The sequence below is a fragment of the Brachybacterium atlanticum genome, from assembly GCF_025669985.1.
Classification (GTDB): Bacteria; Actinomycetota; Actinomycetes; order Actinomycetales; family Dermabacteraceae; genus Brachybacterium; species Brachybacterium conglomeratum.
Genome location: NZ_JAKJJW010000051.1, coordinates 1 through 16,652, shown reverse-complemented (window position 1 = coordinate 16,652; position 16,652 = coordinate 1). Strand labels below are relative to the sequence as shown.

Below are 16,652 nucleotides of genomic sequence, written 5' to 3'. Positions count from 1 at the left end.
GCGGTGCGCGCGGCGGCGGCCGACGCGCCGGCGGCGCCTCCCGCGCCGCCGAGACCCTCGAACCCGCCCAGCGGGAGCGCTTCGAGGCGCTGCGCGCCTGGCGCACCTCGGTCGCGAAGGAGAAGCAGATCCCGCCCTACATGGTCTTCTCCGACGCGACCCTCGTCGGGATCGTGGAGACGTCCCCGCAGTCCGTCCAGCAGCTCGGCACGGTCAGCGGGGTGGGCGCGAAGAAGCTCGCCGAGTACGGAGAGGACGTCCTCGAGGCGCTCTCGGGCGCCGACGCCGGCTGAGCACCGCCCCGACTACCCTGTGGACACACGTCCACGAACGACTCCGGGGGAACCGCCATGACCGCACCGACGCCGCCGCCCCAGGGCCCTGCCCAGGGAGGGCCGCAGGGCCCCCATCACTTCACCCCGCCGCCGGCGGGGCCCGTCTCGCAGTCCTCCGCCCGCAAGAACCTGGTCATCGCGGGCGTGCTCTCCGGGGGCGGCTGCCTGCTGGTGATCGTGGTCGTGATCGCGCTGATCATCGTCCTCGCGGTGCGCGGCGGCGGCTCCGGGGGCGGCGGCGGGGAGACCGGCGCGGCGGACCTCCCCCCGGAGGAGCAGGCCACCGCGCTGGTCGCGGACTATTTCGACGCCCTGGCCGCGGGTGACGCGGAGACCGCCCTGGAGCTGAACCCGGTGAACGAGGACATGGGCGCCGCGCCGCTGCCCGTCGAGGCGTACACCGCCGCCCTCGAGGCCGCGCCGATCACCGGGGTCGAGGTCGGCGCTCCGGTCATCGACGACGGCGGCCTCGCGGAGGGCGAGGTGCCGGTGACCTTCACGGTCGGCGACCAGACCGTCTCCGACACGTATCGCGTGCACGACTACGACGACGACGGCGTGATGGAGCTGACCGGCGGCCACACGATGGCCCAGGTCCCGGACGGCCTCGACGGCCTGGGGCTGACGGTCAACGGCGCCGAGGTGACTGCGGGCGAGCCCATCGCTCTGATGCCCGGCGGCTACGAGGTCGCCCTCGGGGCCGAGCACTTCGCGCTGAGCTCGACCGATCCGCTGCTCGTCGGCGAGCTGGCCACCTCCCTCGAGTGGCCGGAGGCGACGCTCACCGAGGAGGGGCAGACGGCCTTCCGCGGCGCGGTGGACGAAGCGGTGCAGGCCTGCCTCGAGCAGACCACCCTCGAGGCCGGCTGCGCGATGAGCCCGGTGCCGACGACGAGCGATGACGGCTGGACCATGGTCGAGGACACCGTGGAGCGCACCATCTCGGAGGACACGCAGCGCACGATCGACACCATGGAGGCGACTCCCTCCTCCGACGAGCCGACCTACGTCGAGGGCACCTCCGTCGGTGCGGTCGAGACCACCATCGAGTGCACCAAGGACGGCCAGAAGGGCCGGTGCGAGATGTGGCTGGGCGGCGGCATGGGCATCCCGCACGTCGACATGGCCGATCCGGAGCTGCCCGTCACCTGGAGCTGAGGCTCAGCTGACCCCGGTCGGGAACTCCGCCGGCTCGCCCGGCTGGGTGCCGGCGGTGAGGTCGATGCCGTAGTCCGCCGCGTGGCGCAGCTCGGTCCCGGCGTAGAGCCCCTCGACGCTCTCATCGAGGTGGAACACGCGGGCGCCGCGCAGGCGGTGGTCCTCGGCGCCGCCGAGGCCGTAGGTGGAACCCCTCCGGCATCACGTCCTTTCCCCGGCTCCGGGACGCGGGCCTGAGCGTCGGGTGAACTCGCCCGGCCCTCCTCCTCAGCTCTCCGCGCGCCCGCTCCCCCATTCCTGCGCGGTCCTCCAGGAGGCCGGTCGGCATCAGAGGTGGTGATGCCGTGCAGGGGACGGGCGGGGATGTGATCCAGCGCACCCGCACAGGGGTGGCCCGCACAGTACCCCTCCCCCAGGGGCGGCCGCGGCGGGTTCGCCCGCAGAGCGCTCACGGCGATCGAACTGTGATCTGCGACGCTGCCCGATCGGGCGGTCGGCTCAGCCCTCGCCCCACCAGCGCAGCACCCGCAGCGCCTGCAGCGTCAGCCACGGGGAGGACTCCCCCACCGGGACGTCGACCTCGAACCAGACCGCACCGGGCAGGCGATGCTGCTGGAGCCAGGTGCCGTCCTCCTGCTGCGCGTCGAGGACGGACCGGGCGGCGTCGGCCATCCGCGGATCGCGCAGATCCCGCTCGCGGAAGTGGTCGAGCGCCCGCAGCGCGGAGTAGATGTGCCGCGGCGGGTACAGGAAGTGCTCCACCCAGGGGCCGACGATCTCCCCGGTGCTCTCCCGGCGCATCAGGCGCCGCTGCAGGAGGTACTCCTCCGCCTCGCCCCTCGCGGCGCGCAGCACGGGCGAGCCGCCGGTGGCCTGCTCGTGCACGTGCAGGGCGCGCAGCACGTTCAGGGTCGAGTGGAAGCTCGCGCGCGTCGAGCCGTCCTCCCACTCGCAGTTCCAGCCGCCCTCGTCCATGCGGTGGGCGAGGAACCAGCGGGGCAGGGCGGAGACGTCGGCGCCGAGCCAGAGCCCGTTGGCCAGCGTCATCGCGTTGATGCAGCAGTCCGCCTCGCCGCCCCAGTAGGGCAGGGAGGGGTCGTGCTCCCAGTGCGCGTGCTCGGCGAGCTTCGCGGCGGTGCCGCGCTCGATGAGCGGCGCGGGGTCCATGCCCCATTCGCGCAGCGTGGTGAGGGACCAGGTGGTCGCGGTCCAGGGCTGGCCGGGCAGCTCGAGGTTCTCGGGGTCGTCGAAGAACCCGGCGGGGAAGAATGCGCCCCCGGCCCACAGCCCGGTCTCCGGGTCCTGGTGGTCCAGCAGCCGCGCCCCGAAGCCCTCGTGGGGGATGCGGGCGCGGGTCGTCTCCCACACCTCGGGCGGCTGGTCCAGCAGATCGCGCTCGACCTGCCAACGCAGGGCGGGGTCGGTGTCGAGGAGCCAGGAGACGACGTCGGTGGGAGCCACCCTGGGATCCTCCCCGCGAACCGCAGCGCGGGCAACCCCGCCCGCCGCCTGGTCTGCGCTCATGCTGCGCCCCGTCTCGGCCGGGATCATCTCCGGTCTCGTCGCGTTCACGAGCTCCTTCGTCGTCGTCCTCGCGGGTCTCGAGGGAGTCGGCGCCTCGCCCGCGCAGGCGGCGAGCGGACTGCTCGCGGTGAGCGTGCTGATGGGGCTGTGCTCGATGCTGCTCTCCCTGCGCACCCGCCTGCCGATCACGGTGGCCTGGTCCACCCCGGGCGCGGCGCTGCTCGCGGCGACGGGCGCGGTGGACGGCGGCTGGCCCGCCGCGGTCGGTGCGTTCGTGCTGGTCGGCGTGCTGATCGTGCTGACGGGGCTGGTGCCCGCGCTCGGCGCCCTGATGGCCCGGATCCCGACCCCGATCGCGCAGTCGATGCTCGCCGGGGTGCTCTTCCAGCTGTGCCTGGGCCCGGTGCTCGGCGTGGCCGCGAATCCGCTCGCGGTGGCGCCGGTGATCGTGGTGTGGGCGCTCGCGCAGCGGCTCTCACCGCGCTGGGCCTCCCCGCTCGCGTTCCTCGCCGCGAGCGTCGTGATCGTCGTGTCCCTGACAGCGGCACCCTCCCCGTCGGCCGCTCCCTCGCTGCTCCCGGCGGTGGAGCTCACCGTCCCGACGTTGACCGTCGGCGCGGTCGTGGGGGTCGCGCTCCCGCTGTACCTGGTGACGATGGCGTCGCAGAACGTGCCGGGCGTGGCGGTGATGCGGAGCCTCGGATACGAGGTGCCGTGGCGGGCGTCGATGGTGACCACCGGTCTCGGCACGATGATCGGCGCGCCGCTCGGCGGGCACGGCGTGAACCTCGCGGCGATCACGGCTGCCCTGGCGGCCGGGCCGGAGGCCGGAGAGGACCGGGAGCGGCGCTGGATCGCCTCGACCGCCTCGGGCGTGATGCTGGTGCTGTGCGGTCTCGGCGCGACCGCCTTCGCGCAGCTGATCGCGCTCGCCCCGCAGGGTGTGATCCCGGCGGTGGCGGGGCTCGCGCTGCTGGGCACCTTCGTGGCCTCGCTGCGCTCCGCGCTCGCGGAGCCCGAGGAGCAGCTCCCCGCCGGGGTGACGGTGCTGATCGCCGCCTCGGGCATCGCGGTGGCGGGGATCAGCGCGGCGTTCTGGGCGCTGCTGGTCGGGCTCGCGCTGCGGGCGCTGCTGCGGGCGAGGCGCCGGACGGGCTCAGCTCACAGCGGGTAGTGACTCACAGCGGGTAGGGGCCGAAGCGCGACCAGGCCACCACCACCGAACCGAGCGCCAGGAGCATCGAGGGGAGCATGGCGCGGAACGGGTCGCCGCGCCGGGCGTGCACGAGCGCGGCGAAGACCATGGTGATCGCGAGGCCCGCGGCCGCCAGCGGCACCAGGATCGTGGCGATGCCGGTGAGGGCGGGGACGACGAGGCCGAGCGCGCCGAAGATCTCCAGGGCGCCGATCCCCCGGATGACGCTGTGGGGGAAGTCCTCGGCGTAGGGGGTCTTCTCGAGCTGCTGCTCGCGCGGTGCGAGGAGCTTCATCGCGCCGCTGGCCACGAAGACCGCGGCGAGAGCGACGGCGAGGATCCACAGGAACATGTTCATCGGATGACCTCCTTGTCCCGGGCGCCCCAGTATTCCTCTCCCCGCCTCCTGCTGTCAGGAGAGTTCGGCGAAGTGCTGCACGACGGTGCGCACGAGGGAGCCCATTCGCGCCCGCTCCGCCTCCAGGACGGGCAGGTCACGGGCGGTCAGCGCCGCGGAGGTCACGGGGCCGACGCTCGCGAGCACCAGCGCCCCCGCCCGGGCGCGCTCCCGCACCGCCTCCAGGGTCCCGGCCCGTGCGGCGGCGTCGAGCCAGCCGGTCGCACCGGGCGCGGAGGTGAACAGCACGGCGTCGGCCCCTCCGGCGCCGGCGAGCCGGGCCGCGCGGGTGAGCGCGGCGGGATCCGACGGCGGCCCCCAGCGGTAGACGGTCAGGCTGACCACCTCGGCGCCGTGCGCGGTGAGCAGCTCGTCGAGCCCGTCGTCGCCGGAGCCGTGGTGCTGGACGGCGATCCGCAGACCGTCCACCCCCGCGCGCAGCAGCTCCTCGCCGAGCTCTGCCACGGTCTCCGAGGCCGCGACGAAGACGCTGTCCAGCCCCGCCCCGCGCACCGCGCCGTGGGCCTTGGTGCCCCGGGAGTGGATGCGGGAGGCGCCGAGGGCGGCGCGGAGGTCCTCGCCGAGCCCGGCGGCGTCGGCCGCCTCGAGCCAGCCGCGCATCCCGACGCCGGTGAGGACGACCGTCGCGTCCGGCGGCGCGGCGACCAGAGCTCGGGTGCGCTCGAGCAGCGTCTCGTCGTCGACATGCGGGATCGTGGACATCGCGGCGGCGGGCACGACGCGGGCGCCGTGCCGTTCGAGGGCGGCGGCGAGCTCCTCGGAGCGCCGGTCCACTGCGGTGATGACGGTGCGTCCGGCCAGGGCGTCGGAGAGCAGGGTCGTCATGGCGCGCCGGCCCCCGTCAGTCCTTGGCGCGCACGAGGCGCTCGTGCCCGGTCTCCTCGAGCACGGCGATGTCGGAGTTCGCCTTGAGGAACTCGGAGAAGGAGCGGTAGCCGAGGGCCTTCTCGCTGAAGGAGGGGTCCATGCGGCGCATGTGGGACTTCACGGCCGAGCTGTGCAGCCATTCGCTGTCGCCGCGGCCACCGAGCTGGAGGGCGCGCTCGAGCAGGCGGGTGGCCGACTCGCGGGGGTCCTCCTCGCCCTCGTCCTCGAGCGTGTCGTCGAGGCGGTCCTCGATCTCCTGCGAGGCGGTGCTCGCGCTGCTGTCGACGCCGCTGTGCCGGCCGCGGCCGCCGCGGCGCGAGCCGGAGCCGCCGCTGTTCTCGGTGCTCTCGGTGCTGGTGGAGCTCTCGGTGTTGTCGGTGCTCTCTGCGCCGTCGGTGCCGCCCGTGCTGTCGGCGCCGCCCTGGCCGCGCCGACTGCGGGAGCGCGAGGTCCCGCGTCCCTCCTCGTCCCCGCCGCCGAGGCGCCGGGAGCGGGAGCGTGCGGGAGCGGAGGGCCGCTCGACGCCGGGGAGGTTCTCGTAGGACTCGAACTCGTCGCAGGCGGCGGCGAGGGACTTCGCGGTGGAGCCGGCGACGCCGAGCGCGATCACGTAGCGGCCGAGGCGGCGGCAGCGCTGGGCGAGGGGGACGTAGTCGGAGTCCCCGGCGACGATCACGACGTGGGTGAGGTCGGGCAGGAGGTAGAGGTCTTCGACGGTGTCGACGGCGAGGCGGATGTCGGCGCCGTTCTTGGCGTAGGCCGCGGCGGGGAACAGCTGGACGAGGTCGACGGCACGGGCCACGAGCTGGCTGCGGTAGACGGCGTTGACCGGCGAGGACCAGTCCGCGTAGGCGCGGGTGAGGGTGAGGGACCCGAAGGAGGCGGCGAAGTCGATCACGGCGCCGACGTCGACGGTCGCCTTCGCGAGCCGCTCGGCGATCTCGGGCTCGGTGGGGTCCTCCGCGATGCGGTGGCGGTCGCGGCTGTACGCCTGCCGTCCGTGCACCCGGTCGTACCAGGACATGACGATGTTGTCGAAATCGAGATATACCGCGACGCGGGGATCCTGTGGGTCAGCCATGCCCCCAGTCTGCCTGGTCGCGGGGAGGACGCGCGAACTGCGGGGTGCGCCGCGGCGGGTGGACGACGGGAGGACACGAGAACGGAGGGCGGGAAGATGCGCAAGCGGGGGCCGTTGCGCGCGACCCGACGAGAGGCCGCGCAATATCGCGGGGCACCTTCCCGCGCCACTCGACAACTATTCCCCGAAAGGGATCGAGTGCATTTTACAATGGGACCTCGAGAGCGATTCCGCCTAATGCACACTGAAGGAACAACAAGAAGACTCGATCCACACCCCACACGACACGCCCTACACCCCACCCCCGACGGACGACGCACTCCCAGCTCAGAATGTGGATGACGCCCCCGACCCCCCTCCCCGCGCGCGACCTCCCCTCCCCACATCTCACTTGTCCACACCCCGCACACACCATTCTGTGGATACCCCCGGGAAACATCCGAAACTCATCCACACACCTTTCTTCTGTCACACCGACGCCGTATTCTCGAGATATTCCAGGCCGTCGGAGGAGGTGGGGACATGAGCAGCGCGACGAGCACACCGGCGAGCGCCGGCGACGACGACATCGACGGCACAGCCCTCGACCCTGCTGCCCTCGCCTTCCTCGACTCCCTCCCCTCCCGCCTGCGCGTCGTCCGGGCTCGCGCGGCGCGCACGCGGGAGGACTTCCCCGCACGCTCCGGCTGCGAGGAGGACACGCTGCTCGGCGAGGCGGCCCAGCGGGTCTGGGACGCCGAGACGGCGAGCGCCCGCGCTCTGGCCGCGCGCCTCCGCGCCCTCGCCGCGCTGATCGAGTCCGAGGGCGGGGACTGCGGGGACGACGTGGACACCCTCCGCGCCGCGATGGCGCTGCGGGTGACGCACGGCGTCGCGCACCGGGAGCTCCTGGCGGCGCACCGCGCGGTGGACCAGCCGCCGCGCACGCTCGCACGCCTGGAGGCGGGTGCGCTGCCCAGCTGGTGGTTCCAGAAGGTGCTGCGCGAGTCGGAGGATCTCGGCGATGAGTCCCGGAGGCTGCTGGATGCGGCGCTCACCGCCTGGCCCGCCGACATCCCCGTCGAGCGCTTCCTCACCCTGCTGCGCGCCCTGGTGAGGCTGCTCGCCGAGCGCGAGCAGGACCCGTCAGCTCCGGAGGAGGCTCTGCCGCGCGAGGTCGAGCTCGCCCCTGACGGGCGCGCCGGGACCGGAGCGGCGTCGCTGCGCGGGCCGATCCCCGAGGTCCTCGCGTTCTGGAAGCGTCTGGACGAGACCGCGCATGCGATCCAGGCCGCCCAGCGCAGCGCCCTGCGGGAGGGGACCGAGATCCCCTATGACCTCGACGGCATCGCAAGCGCGACCCGGCGCCCCGTGCCGCTCGACCGGCTCCGCTACGACCTGATGCTGAACGCCGAGTTCGACACCGACGGCGTGCGCGTGCCCGCGCCGCGCTTCCGCCTGAACGTCACCGTGCCGGTGTTCACCCTGCTGGGCCTCTCCGACGCCCCCGGCATGCTCGAGGGCACGATCCCGCTCCCTCCCGCGGTCGCGCGGGAGATCGCCGGCGGCGAGAGCGTCTGGTACCGGATCCTCACCGATGCGTGCACGGGAGCGTTCCTGCCGCTGCCCCCGGACCGCTATCCGCCGACGCAGGCCATGCTCGAGCATCTCCGCCTGCGCAGCTCGACCTGTGCGGTCCCCGGCTGCACGCGGCCGGTCTCCTGGGCCTCCGAGGCCGACCACATCGAGGAGTTCGTCCACGCCGACCCCACCCGAGGTGGTCGCACCGAGCTCGAGAACCTCCACCTGCTGTGCTGGCAGCACCATCAGGCGAAGACCGCCGGCGATCTCGACCCGACCAGGCTCCCCGGCCCGGCCAGCGGGCCGGAGCACGGTGAGGGACGCGGCCCGGGACGCACCCGCTGGCGGATCGGCACCCGCGGCGAGCAGGTCATCACGGCCGACGACATCGACCTCGGCACACGACTCGCCGTCGAGGACCTCGACCGCGCCTGGCGGGCCTTCGTCGAACGACGAACGCGGCCGTCGCCGCCGCCGGCTCAGACACCACCTTCTCCGCCGCCACCTCCGCCGAGATCGCCCATCCCGAAGGGGCCTCCCGCCCTGGGCGAGCCGGCTGCGCGAGATGAGGAGCCCGGCAGTTCTCCCTACGAGCATCCGCCACCCTTCTGATCTGCTCCTTCACGTCGAACAGCGCCGCGCGCCACTGCGGCGACACGTCCGGACGCGGGTGTCCGCTGCATCGCGCTCAGTCTCGCGGCCCCTGGATCGTCAGCGACCGGCGGCGCCGGTGCACGGTGAGGTACTCCAGTCCGTCCTCCCCCGCCCGGAACCCGCGCACCGTGCGGCGGGGCAGCAGCGCGACGTCCCCGGCACGCAGCGGCTCCTCGCCGTCCTCCGTCGTGAGCACGCCCTCGCCGCGCACCACGTGCACGAGCGTGTCCACCTCGGCGCCGATGTGGGCGGGGATCTCCTCCCCGGCGGGCAGTCGGATCAGGTTGGAGTCCAGCTCGCGCTCGGGCACCGCGATGGACCAGACGGCGCCCCGGCGCGGCTGCTCGGGCTGCTCCGCGGTGTTGGTGAGGATCGGCATGTCGCACCCTCCCTGCTCTCGATGTCGCCTCCGAACGTACCCTGGCCGCGCCCTCGGGTCCGGCGACGGGCGCGCTGCTCGGCGCGATCACCGGAGCGGCCGCGTGGATGCTGTCGCGACGGCGACGAGATCCGCCGCCGGGCCGCTGAGCCGGCGGGGCCCGCTCCACACCGCGGTCAGCGGGCGGCGCAGAGGGGAGCCCGCCAGCGGCACCCGCAGCAGCTGCCCGCTCTCGAGCCCGGAGCGGACGGCGAGCATGCTGAGCACCGCGGGCCCTGCGCCCGAGGCGACGGCGATGCGGACGGCGGCGTTGCTGCCGAGCTCCTGGACGGGCGGGGTCCCGCCCGCCGCGGGGACGAGCTCCTCGAAGGCGTCACGCGTACCGGACCCTCCCTCGCGCACCACGAGCGGGGTCGAGGCGAGCTCGTCGAGCTCGAGCGGCCCCTCGCGCAGCGCCCAGGGATGCTCCGGGGCGACGACCACCACGAGCTCGTCCTCACGCAGTGTCAGCGTGTGCACGTCCCGCGGGAGGCGGGGCGTCTCGACGAAGCCGAGCCGCAGGTGCCCGTCGTGCACCCCGGCGAGGACCTGGGTGGAGTTGAGCACCTCGAGGTCGACCCGGGTGCGCGGGCTGCGGCGGCGCAGCTCGGCCAGCCAGGCGGGCATCAGGTGCTCCGCGATCGTCATCGACACCCCCACGCGCAGCTCGTGCACGCCCTCCTCGCGGCTGTGGCGCAGCCAGTCGGAGAACTGCTCGGCCGCCTCGAGCAGCTGTCGTGCCTGTGCCGCGTACAGCAGCCCGGCGGAGGTGGGACGGGAGCCTCGCGGGTCGCGCTCGAGCAGGGCGGTGCCCGCCTGCGCCTCGAGCTGGGCGATCATCCGGCTCGCATTGGGCTGTTGGATCCCGGCGCGCCGGGCGCCGGCGCCGAGCCCGCCCTCGTCCACCACGGCCACGAACAGGGCGAGGGCCGGCAGGTTCGGCAACGAGGATGGCATATCAGAACTATATGCCCTGCTGGTGAACTGCCGACTACCGGCAGGTCAGAGGCGATGGAACCGTGGACGTCATGCCCTCCGCCCCCTCACGCACCCTCTCCTCCGGCACCGTCTCCCCGGCCTCGGCGCCCTCGGCGTCCCCGGCGCACTCGGTCCTGCCGGGTCTCGCGCTCGCCCTCGGCGTCGCGGTCGTCTCGATGCTCGTCGCACCGCTGCTGCCGGGGATCAGCGCCCTGGTCCTCGCGATCGTCGTCGGCGTGGTGCTCGCGAACGTCGTCCCGCTCCCCCGGGCCGCGGCGCCCGGTCTCGCGATCGCCTCGAAGAAGCTGCTGCGCGCCGGGATCGTACTGCTGGGACTGCAGGTCGCGCTCGGCGACCTGGCCTCCCTCGGCATCGGGATGCTGCTGGTCGTGGTCGTGGTGGTGGGGGTCGGGATCCTCGGGACCGTGCTGCTGGGCCGGCTCGTCGGCGTCGGCCGTCACCTCACCCTGCTGATCGCCTGCGGGTTCTCGATCTGCGGCGCGGCGGCCGTCGCAGCAGCCGCGGGCGTCACGGATCCGGACGACGAGCACGAGGAGGACACCATCACGGCCGTGGCGCTGGTGGTGCTCTGCGGGTCCCTGATGATCGCGCTGGTGCCTGCGGCCGCCGCGCTGATGGGCCTGGACGGCGAGACCGCCGGCCTCTGGGCGGGCGCGTCGATCCACGAGGTCGCCCAGGTCGTCGCCGCGGGCGGCGCGATCGGCGGGGGCGCGGCGCTCACCGTCGCCGTGATCGTGAAGCTCGCCCGCGTGCTGATGCTCGCACCGGTGATGGCGGTGATGTCGATGCAGCAGCGCCGGCACGGCGCGAAGGACGGGAAGCAGCCGCCGCTGGTGCAGCTGTTCGTGGTCGGCTTCCTCGTCATGGTGCTCGTGCGCTCCTTCGTGCCGCTCCCGGAGCCGGTGCTCGAGGCGGGGTCGCTGCTGCAGACCCTCCTGCTCGCCGCGGCGATGTTCGCGCTCGGCACCGGGGTGAGGATCTCGCTGCTGAAGCAGGTGGGACCGCGCCCCTTCCTCCTCGCCGCTCTCTCGACCGTGCTCGTCGCCTCGGTCGCGCTCGGCGGAGTGCTGCTCGCCGCCTGAGGACCTCCGTCCCATGCACCCGCATCTGCGCCGCTATGGTGGTCCTCATGACGCAGATGCGGGTACGCGATGCCGCCACCTTCCTCGGGGTGAGCGAGGACACCGTGCGACGGTGGATCGAGAAGGGGACCCTCGAGGCGTCCCACGACACGAGCGGCCGGAAGGTGCTCGAGGGGGTCGAGGTCGCGCGTCTCGCCCGGGAGCTGGCGGTGACGCCCGAGCTGCACGGCGCGACCGCCTCCTCCGCCCGGAACCGCTTCACGGGCCTGGTCACCCACATCGTGATGGACACCGTGATGGCGCAGGTCGAGCTGCAGTGCGGTCCATTCCGCGTCGTCTCGCTGATGAGCAGCGAGGCCGCCCGGGAGCTCGGGCTGGAGGCCGGCAGGGTCGCCAGCGCCGTCGTGAAGGCCACGCAGGTCGTGATCGAGGCGGAGCCGTCATGAAGACCCTGCTCCGCTCCGCGGCCGCCGCCGCGGCGATCGCGCTGACCGCCGCCGCCTGCGGCTCCGGCGGCTCCGCCGAGGACCCGGCCGCCGCACCGGCCACCCTCCACGTCTTCGCCGCCGCCTCCCTGCAGGAGCCCTTCGAGGAGCTCGGCGAGCAGTTCGAGTCCGAGCACGAGGACGTCACGGTCGAGTTCAGCTTCGCCGGCTCCTCCACGCTGGTCGAGCAGATCCAGCAGGGCGCCCCGGCCGACGTCTTCGCCTCCGCGGACACGAAGAACATGGACAAGCTCACCGACGCCGGCCTCGAGGAGGCGGATCCCGTCGACTTCACCACGAACACGCTGAGGATCGCAGTGCCGGCCGGGAACCCCGCGGGCGTCACGGACCTCGCCTCCCTCACCGGCGACCTGAACCTCGTCGTCTGCGCGCCGGAGGTGCCGTGCGGCGCGGCGACCGAGACGGTGGAGGAGGCGGCGGGACTCGAATTCGCCCCCGTGAGCGAGGAGCAGTCCGTCACGGACGTGCTGAACAAGGTCACCAGCGGCGAGGCCGATGCGGGCCTGGTCTACGTCACCGATGTGGAGAAGGCCGGCGACGCCGTCGAGGGGATCGACTTCCCCGAGGCGCAGCAGGCCGTGAACACCTACCCCATCACGACCGTCGACGGCTCGGCGAACCCGCAGCTGGGCCAGGAGTTCGTCGACCTCGTCACCGGCGAGGAGGGCCAGAAGGTCCTCGCCGGATACGGCTTCGGCGGCGCATGAGGACCCTCCCCCGCTGGATCCTGCTGCCGGCCGGGCTCGGCGCGCTGCTGGTCGTCCTGCCGCTCGCGGCGATGGCGCTCCGGGTCGAGTGGAGCGACTTCTGGGCCCTGATCACCTCGGAGTCCTCGCTCGCGGCGCTGCGGCTGAGCCTGCAGACCTCGCTGACCAGCGCCACGGCCTGCGTGCTGCTCGGCGTGCCGATGGCGCTGCTGCTCGCCCGCACGGACGGCCGCGGCATGTCGCTGCTCCGCTCCCTGGTGCTGATCCCGCTGGTGCTGCCGCCGGTGGTCGGGGGCATCGCGCTGCTGTACACCTTCGGGCGGCAGGGCCTGCTGGGTCAGCATCTGGAGCTGCTCGGGGTGCAGATCGCCTTCTCGACCACCGCGGTGGTGCTCGCGCAGACCTTCGTGGCCCTGCCCTTCCTGGTGCTCAGCCTGGAGGGGGCGCTGCGCACGGCCGGCACCCGCTACGAGCGGGCCGCCGCCTCCCTCGGGGCGCGCCCCTCCCGCGTCCTCACCCACGTCACGCTGCCGCTGGTGCTGCCCGCCCTGCTCTCCGGCACCGTGCTCTCCTTCGCCCGTGCGCTCGGCGAGTTCGGCGCGACGATCACCTTCGCCGGCTCCCTGCAGGGCACCACCCGCACCCTGCCGCTGGAGATCTACCTGCAGCGCGAGAGCGATCCGGAGGCCGCGGTGGCGCTCTCCTTCGTGCTGATGCTCGTCGCGATCGCGGTGATCGCCCTGGCGCACCGGAGGCGGAGCGCATGAGCCTGGTGCTGCGCGCCGCCGTCGCCGAGCGCGACGTCGAGCTCGACCTCGAGGTCGGAGACGGCGAGACCCTCGCCGTCGTCGGCCCGAACGGCGCCGGGAAGTCGACCGCGCTGTCGCTGATCTCCGGGGACCTGCGCCCCAGCTCCGGCTCGGTCTCCCTCGACGGCCGGATCCTGGCCGACGACCGGACCTGGGTGCCGCCGCACGACCGCCGCGTCACCACCCTGAGCCAGGACCCGGTGCTCTTCCCGCACCTCACCGTGCTCGGCAACGTGATGTTCCCGCTGCGGGCCCAGGGCGTCCCGCGCCGGGAGGCGCGTCGACGGGCCGAGGTGCATCTCGAGCAGATGGGTCTCGCCGAACTCGCCGCCCGCCGCCCCGCCCAGCTCTCCGGCGGTCAGGCTCAGAGGGTCGCGATCGCCCGGGCGCTCGCGGCGGATCCCCGGCTTTTGCTGCTGGACGAGCCGATGGCGGCACTGGACGTCGACGTCGCGCCCGCGCTGCGCGAGCAGCTGCGCGGCTTCCTCGCCGAGCGCACCGCGATCGTCGTCACCCACGACGTGCTCGACGCGCTCTCGCTCGCTGATCGCGTCGTGGTGCTCGAGCAGGGCCGGGAGGTCGACGCGGGGCCGACGACCGAGGTCCTCGCCCGGCCGCGCTCGGCCTTCGCGGCGCGTCTGGCGGGGCTGAACCTCGTCGCGGGCCGATGGGACGGGCACCGGATCGAGGTCGAGGGCGGCGGCCGCCTCTCGGCGGAGAGCCCGCTCAGCCCCGGCACCGCGGTGCTCGCCGCCTTCCGCCCCGCCGCGGTGCGCCTCGCCGAGCAGGGGCTCCCCCGCACCGTCCGCTCTCTGACCCCGCACGGCGACCTGGTCAGGGTGCGCACCGTGGATCTCGCCGCGGACCTTTCCCCGCTGGACGCCGCCGCCCGGCATCTCGCCCCCGGCACGGCGGTGCATCTCGCGGTCGCCCCTGAGGACGTGACAACCTACCTCGCATGATCGACCTGCGCGCCCTGCACCGCGAGCTGCTCGCCCGCCACGGCCCGCAGGGCTGGTGGTGGCCCGGCGAGGAGCCCTTCGAGATCGCTCTCGGTGCGGTGCTGGTCCAGCGCTCCCGCTGGGACCAGGCGGCGCAGGCCCTCGACGCGCTTACCGCCGCCGGGCTGCGGGAACCGGCCGCGCTCGCGTCGGCCGACGAGGAGCGCGTGCGGGAGCTCGTCCGCCCGGCCGGCTTCCCGCGCACGAAGCCCCGCCGTGTGATCGCGCTCGCCACCTGGTGGGCAGACCGCGCCGAGGGCGCCGACGGGCTGGACGACATCGCCCTCCGCCGCGAGCTCCTCTCCGTCGAGGGCGTCGGTGAGGAGACGGCCGATGCGATCTCGCTGTACTGCTTCTCCCGGCCCGCCTTCCTCTGCGACGAGTACGCGCGTCGGGCCCTGCGCGAGCGCGGCGCCGAGGTCCCGGGCACCTACCGGGCCTTCGCCCGTGCGCTCGTCCCGGCGCTCGAGGAGGCGGCCTTCACCGTGCCGGAGCTGGCGGAGCTGCACGGCCTGATCGTCGAGGAGGGGAAGCTCAGAGCGCGTGAAGCAGCTCCCGCACCACGAGATTGAACGCGTCCAGATCCTGGGTGCGCAGATCTCCGACGCGCTGCTTGCCCGCGGTCCCCACGACCAGGAGGGCCCGTGCTCGAGCGCATGCATCGCGCCGCCCCCGAGCGCCTGCGCGCGATCCTGCGCCAGCCGGTGCGCTGAGCCTCCCGGCACACAGCAGAAGGGCCCCGGCTCTGCCGGGGCCCTTCTGACGAGTCACTGTCTCACGAGATTCTCGAGTGGAGCTAAGGGGATTCGAACCCCTGACCTCTTCCATGCCATGGAAGCGCGCTACCAACTGCGCCATAGCCCCGTATCGGGTGCCGCCCCATCAGGCGACTCGTCGAGAATACCCCGCGTCCCCGCTCAGGTGAAATCGGGAGGCAGGTTGTGTGACAGCAACCTCATCAGGCCCTCCGTCGGCTCCGCATGGAGCGGCTCGAGCACCGAGCGGTGGCAGTTCTCGAGCCCGGCGATGCCGCGGAATCCGCGCATGTCCAGACCCAGCAGGGCGGTGATCCCGAGCGTGATCGCCGCGCCGTGGGCGACGACCATGACGGTCCTCTCGGGGTTCTCCTCCAGCAGGCGGCGGCAGCCGGCGGCGACGCGCTCGCCCACCTCGGGACGGTCCTCGATGTCGAGGCCCGTGATCGACCGATGGGCGCGCCAGTCGGCATGCTCGGAGGGCCAGCGGCTGCGGATGTCCTCCCCGCGCAGGCCCTCCCACTGCCCGAAGCTGCGCTCGAGGAAGGCCTCGTCGGTGGAGGCCTGGAGCCCGCAGGCGCGCGCGATCGCCGCGGCGGTGTCGCGGGCGCGCGACAGCGGCGAGGAGACGATGACGTCGGGCGGGGAGGCGGCGACGGTGCGGGCGAGCGACTCGGCCTGGCGCCGACCGTTCTCGTTCAGGGGGATGTCGACCTGTCCCTGCAGGCGGCCCTCCCGGTTGTGATCGGTCTGGCCGTGACGCACGAGGACGAGCCGGGGGCGATGGGCCGGCCTCACTCGGCGCGGCCCTCGTCGATCCGGAGGTCGAGCACGGGGGCATCGCGCCACAGCCGCTCGAGGGCGTAGAAGGCGCGGTCCTCGGCGTGCTGGACGTGCACGACGATGTCGCCGTAGTCCAGCAGCACCCAGCGCGCGTCGCGCTCGCCCTCGCGGCGCAGCGGCTTGCGGCGCCGCTCGGTCAGCAGCGCCTCCTCCACGCCGTCGACGATCGCGGAGACCTGGCGCTCGGAGTCCCCGCTGCACACCAGGAAGACGTCGGTGATGACCACCAGCTCCGAGACGTCCAGGCCGATGACCTCCTCGGCGAGCTTGTCGGCGGCGGCCTGGCCGGCCACACGGGCGAGGTCGAGGGATTCTTCGGGAGCGGTCACGCTGCGGGGTCCTCCAGGACGAGGTGGGCGGGAGTGGTGTCGAGCAGGGCGGTGGCGGAGGCCGAGGCCTCCGAGGGCGAGAGCACGCCGGTCAGCAGCAGGGCGACCAGCGCGATCAGCGCCAGGGCGATCAGCACCCACACCAGCCACAGCAGGCGGCGACCGCCCGCGCTCTCGGGGCGGTGGAGCACCTTGCCGTCGAAGCGCGGTGCGGGGCGCGGATCGGGTGCGTCGGTGACGGAGAGCTCGCCGAGCTCGACGCCGTCGCTGTCGCGGACGATCTCCGCCTCCGCGGCGCGGGGCGCGGGGGCGCCGGCGGGCTCCGGGGCGGGCTGGTCGCTGAGCTCGATGATGCGGGCGCGGCGGCCGAACTTGCGCAGGGCGGGCACGGGCGCGTCGGCGTCGGGCGGG

The 16,652-nt window shown here is 73.7% G+C and carries 20 protein-coding genes and 1 tRNA gene; 10 read left to right on the top strand and 11 right to left on the bottom strand.

What is annotated here, in order from left to right:
- The coding region (locus L3K22_RS16000; protein ID WP_263312272.1) for an HRDC domain-containing protein at nucleotides 1–293 on the top strand (293 nt) is incomplete at its 5' end.
- Between the two features lie 57 nt (nucleotides 294–350).
- A complete protein-coding gene (locus L3K22_RS15995) occupies nucleotides 351–1,493 on the top strand; it encodes a hypothetical protein (protein ID WP_263312271.1) in 1,143 nt (380 codons plus the stop codon).
- A 3-nt stretch (nucleotides 1,494–1,496) separates the two neighbouring features.
- On the opposite strand, the gene L3K22_RS15990 is transcribed toward L3K22_RS15995, so the two are convergent.
- Together L3K22_RS15990 and L3K22_RS15985 are read right to left on the bottom strand one after the other, a co-directional pair.
- Complete coding sequence (locus L3K22_RS15990; protein ID WP_263312270.1) at nucleotides 1,497–1,631, bottom strand: hypothetical protein; 135 nt, start codon at nucleotides 1,629–1,631, stop codon at nucleotides 1,497–1,499.
- Nucleotides 1,632–1,991: 360 nt separating this feature from the next.
- Complete coding sequence (locus L3K22_RS15985; protein WP_263312269.1) at nucleotides 1,992–2,954, bottom strand: squalene cyclase; 963 nt, start codon at nucleotides 2,952–2,954, stop codon at nucleotides 1,992–1,994.
- A gap of 61 nt (nucleotides 2,955–3,015) precedes the next feature.
- Here L3K22_RS15985 and L3K22_RS15980 point away from each other — a divergent pair, with 61 nt between their 5' ends.
- Entirely contained in the window at nucleotides 3,016–4,191 is a 1,176-nt protein-coding gene (locus L3K22_RS15980) for a benzoate/H(+) symporter BenE family transporter (protein ID WP_263312268.1), read from the top strand.
- Between the two features lie 4 nt (nucleotides 4,192–4,195).
- On the opposite strand, the gene L3K22_RS15975 is transcribed toward L3K22_RS15980, so the two are convergent.
- Genes L3K22_RS15975 through L3K22_RS15965 form a run of 3 tightly spaced genes read right to left on the bottom strand, consistent with a single transcriptional unit; the run spans nucleotide 4,196 to nucleotide 6,578 of the window.
- Nucleotides 4,196–4,570, bottom strand: coding sequence for a DoxX family protein (locus L3K22_RS15975; protein ID WP_263312267.1), 375 nt, complete (start codon nucleotides 4,568–4,570; stop codon nucleotides 4,196–4,198).
- A gap of 54 nt (nucleotides 4,571–4,624) precedes the next feature.
- Nucleotides 4,625–5,455 carry a uroporphyrinogen-III synthase gene (locus L3K22_RS15970; protein ID WP_263312266.1) on the bottom strand — a complete coding sequence of 277 codons (831 nt, stop codon included), beginning with the start codon at nucleotides 5,453–5,455 and terminating at the stop codon, nucleotides 4,625–4,627.
- A 16-nt stretch (nucleotides 5,456–5,471) separates the two neighbouring features.
- The gene (locus L3K22_RS15965; RefSeq protein WP_263312265.1) at nucleotides 5,472–6,578 is read right to left on the bottom strand and encodes an NYN domain-containing protein; all 1,107 of its coding nucleotides are present in this window, start codon (nucleotides 6,576–6,578) and stop codon (nucleotides 5,472–5,474) included.
- A 522-nt stretch (nucleotides 6,579–7,100) separates the two neighbouring features.
- On the opposite strand from L3K22_RS15965, the gene L3K22_RS15960 reads away from it, so the two are divergent.
- A complete protein-coding gene (locus L3K22_RS15960) occupies nucleotides 7,101–8,750 on the top strand; it encodes an HNH endonuclease signature motif containing protein (protein WP_263312264.1) in 1,650 nt (549 codons plus the stop codon).
- A gap of 76 nt (nucleotides 8,751–8,826) precedes the next feature.
- Here the strand turns inward: L3K22_RS15960 and L3K22_RS15955 are convergent, their stop codons facing one another.
- Both L3K22_RS15955 and L3K22_RS15950 read right to left on the bottom strand, forming a co-directional pair.
- Nucleotides 8,827–9,171 carry a cupin domain-containing protein gene (locus L3K22_RS15955; RefSeq protein ID WP_010551781.1) on the bottom strand — a complete coding sequence of 115 codons (345 nt, stop codon included), beginning with the start codon at nucleotides 9,169–9,171 and terminating at the stop codon, nucleotides 8,827–8,829.
- Between the two features lie 87 nt (nucleotides 9,172–9,258).
- Entirely contained in the window at nucleotides 9,259–10,167 is a 909-nt protein-coding gene (locus L3K22_RS15950; protein WP_263312263.1) for a LysR substrate-binding domain-containing protein, read from the bottom strand.
- Nucleotides 10,168–10,238: 71 nt separating this feature from the next.
- On the opposite strand from L3K22_RS15950, the gene L3K22_RS15945 reads away from it, so the two are divergent.
- The 6 genes from L3K22_RS15945 to L3K22_RS15920 are packed head-to-tail and all read left to right on the top strand — an operon-like array spanning nucleotide 10,239 to nucleotide 14,886.
- Nucleotides 10,239–11,291 (top strand): YeiH family protein, encoded by a 1,053-nt coding sequence (locus L3K22_RS15945; protein WP_308445953.1) that lies wholly within the window; start codon nucleotides 10,239–10,241, stop codon nucleotides 11,289–11,291.
- Between the two features lie 47 nt (nucleotides 11,292–11,338).
- On the top strand, nucleotides 11,339–11,737 hold the full coding sequence (locus tag L3K22_RS15940) for a TOBE domain-containing protein (RefSeq protein WP_263312261.1): 399 nt from the start codon (nucleotides 11,339–11,341) through the stop codon (nucleotides 11,735–11,737).
- Nucleotides 11,734–12,504: a molybdate ABC transporter substrate-binding protein gene (modA, locus tag L3K22_RS15935; RefSeq protein ID WP_263312260.1), complete on the top strand. Its 771-nt coding sequence runs from the start codon at nucleotides 11,734–11,736 to the stop codon at nucleotides 12,502–12,504. Before L3K22_RS15940 ends, modA begins: the two co-directional genes overlap by 4 nt.
- Nucleotides 12,501–13,271 (top strand): ABC transporter permease, encoded by a 771-nt coding sequence (locus L3K22_RS15930; RefSeq protein ID WP_263312259.1) that lies wholly within the window; start codon nucleotides 12,501–12,503, stop codon nucleotides 13,269–13,271. Before modA ends, L3K22_RS15930 begins: the two co-directional genes overlap by 4 nt.
- Complete coding sequence (locus tag L3K22_RS15925) at nucleotides 13,268–14,275, top strand: sulfate/molybdate ABC transporter ATP-binding protein (protein WP_263312258.1); 1,008 nt, start codon at nucleotides 13,268–13,270, stop codon at nucleotides 14,273–14,275. The genes L3K22_RS15930 and L3K22_RS15925 overlap by 4 nt, the downstream gene beginning before the upstream one ends.
- Nucleotides 14,272–14,886 (top strand): endonuclease III domain-containing protein, encoded by a 615-nt coding sequence (locus L3K22_RS15920; protein WP_263312257.1) that lies wholly within the window; start codon nucleotides 14,272–14,274, stop codon nucleotides 14,884–14,886. The genes L3K22_RS15925 and L3K22_RS15920 overlap by 4 nt, the downstream gene beginning before the upstream one ends.
- Before the next feature lie 219 nt (nucleotides 14,887–15,105).
- On the opposite strand, the gene L3K22_RS15915 is transcribed toward L3K22_RS15920, so the two are convergent.
- The 4 genes from L3K22_RS15915 to L3K22_RS15900 form a co-directional block, all read right to left on the bottom strand.
- A tRNA-Ala gene (locus L3K22_RS15915) sits at nucleotides 15,106–15,178 on the bottom strand.
- A 53-nt stretch (nucleotides 15,179–15,231) separates the two neighbouring features.
- Nucleotides 15,232–15,867, bottom strand: coding sequence for a histidine phosphatase family protein (locus tag L3K22_RS15910; RefSeq protein WP_263312256.1), 636 nt, complete (start codon nucleotides 15,865–15,867; stop codon nucleotides 15,232–15,234).
- A complete protein-coding gene (gene rsfS / locus L3K22_RS15905; RefSeq protein ID WP_263312255.1) occupies nucleotides 15,864–16,241 on the bottom strand; it encodes a ribosome silencing factor in 378 nt (125 codons plus the stop codon). Before rsfS ends, L3K22_RS15910 begins: the two co-directional genes overlap by 4 nt.
- The coding region (locus L3K22_RS15900) for a hypothetical protein (protein ID WP_263312254.1) at nucleotides 16,238–16,652 on the bottom strand (415 nt) is incomplete at its 5' end. The genes L3K22_RS15900 and rsfS, both read right to left, overlap by 4 nt.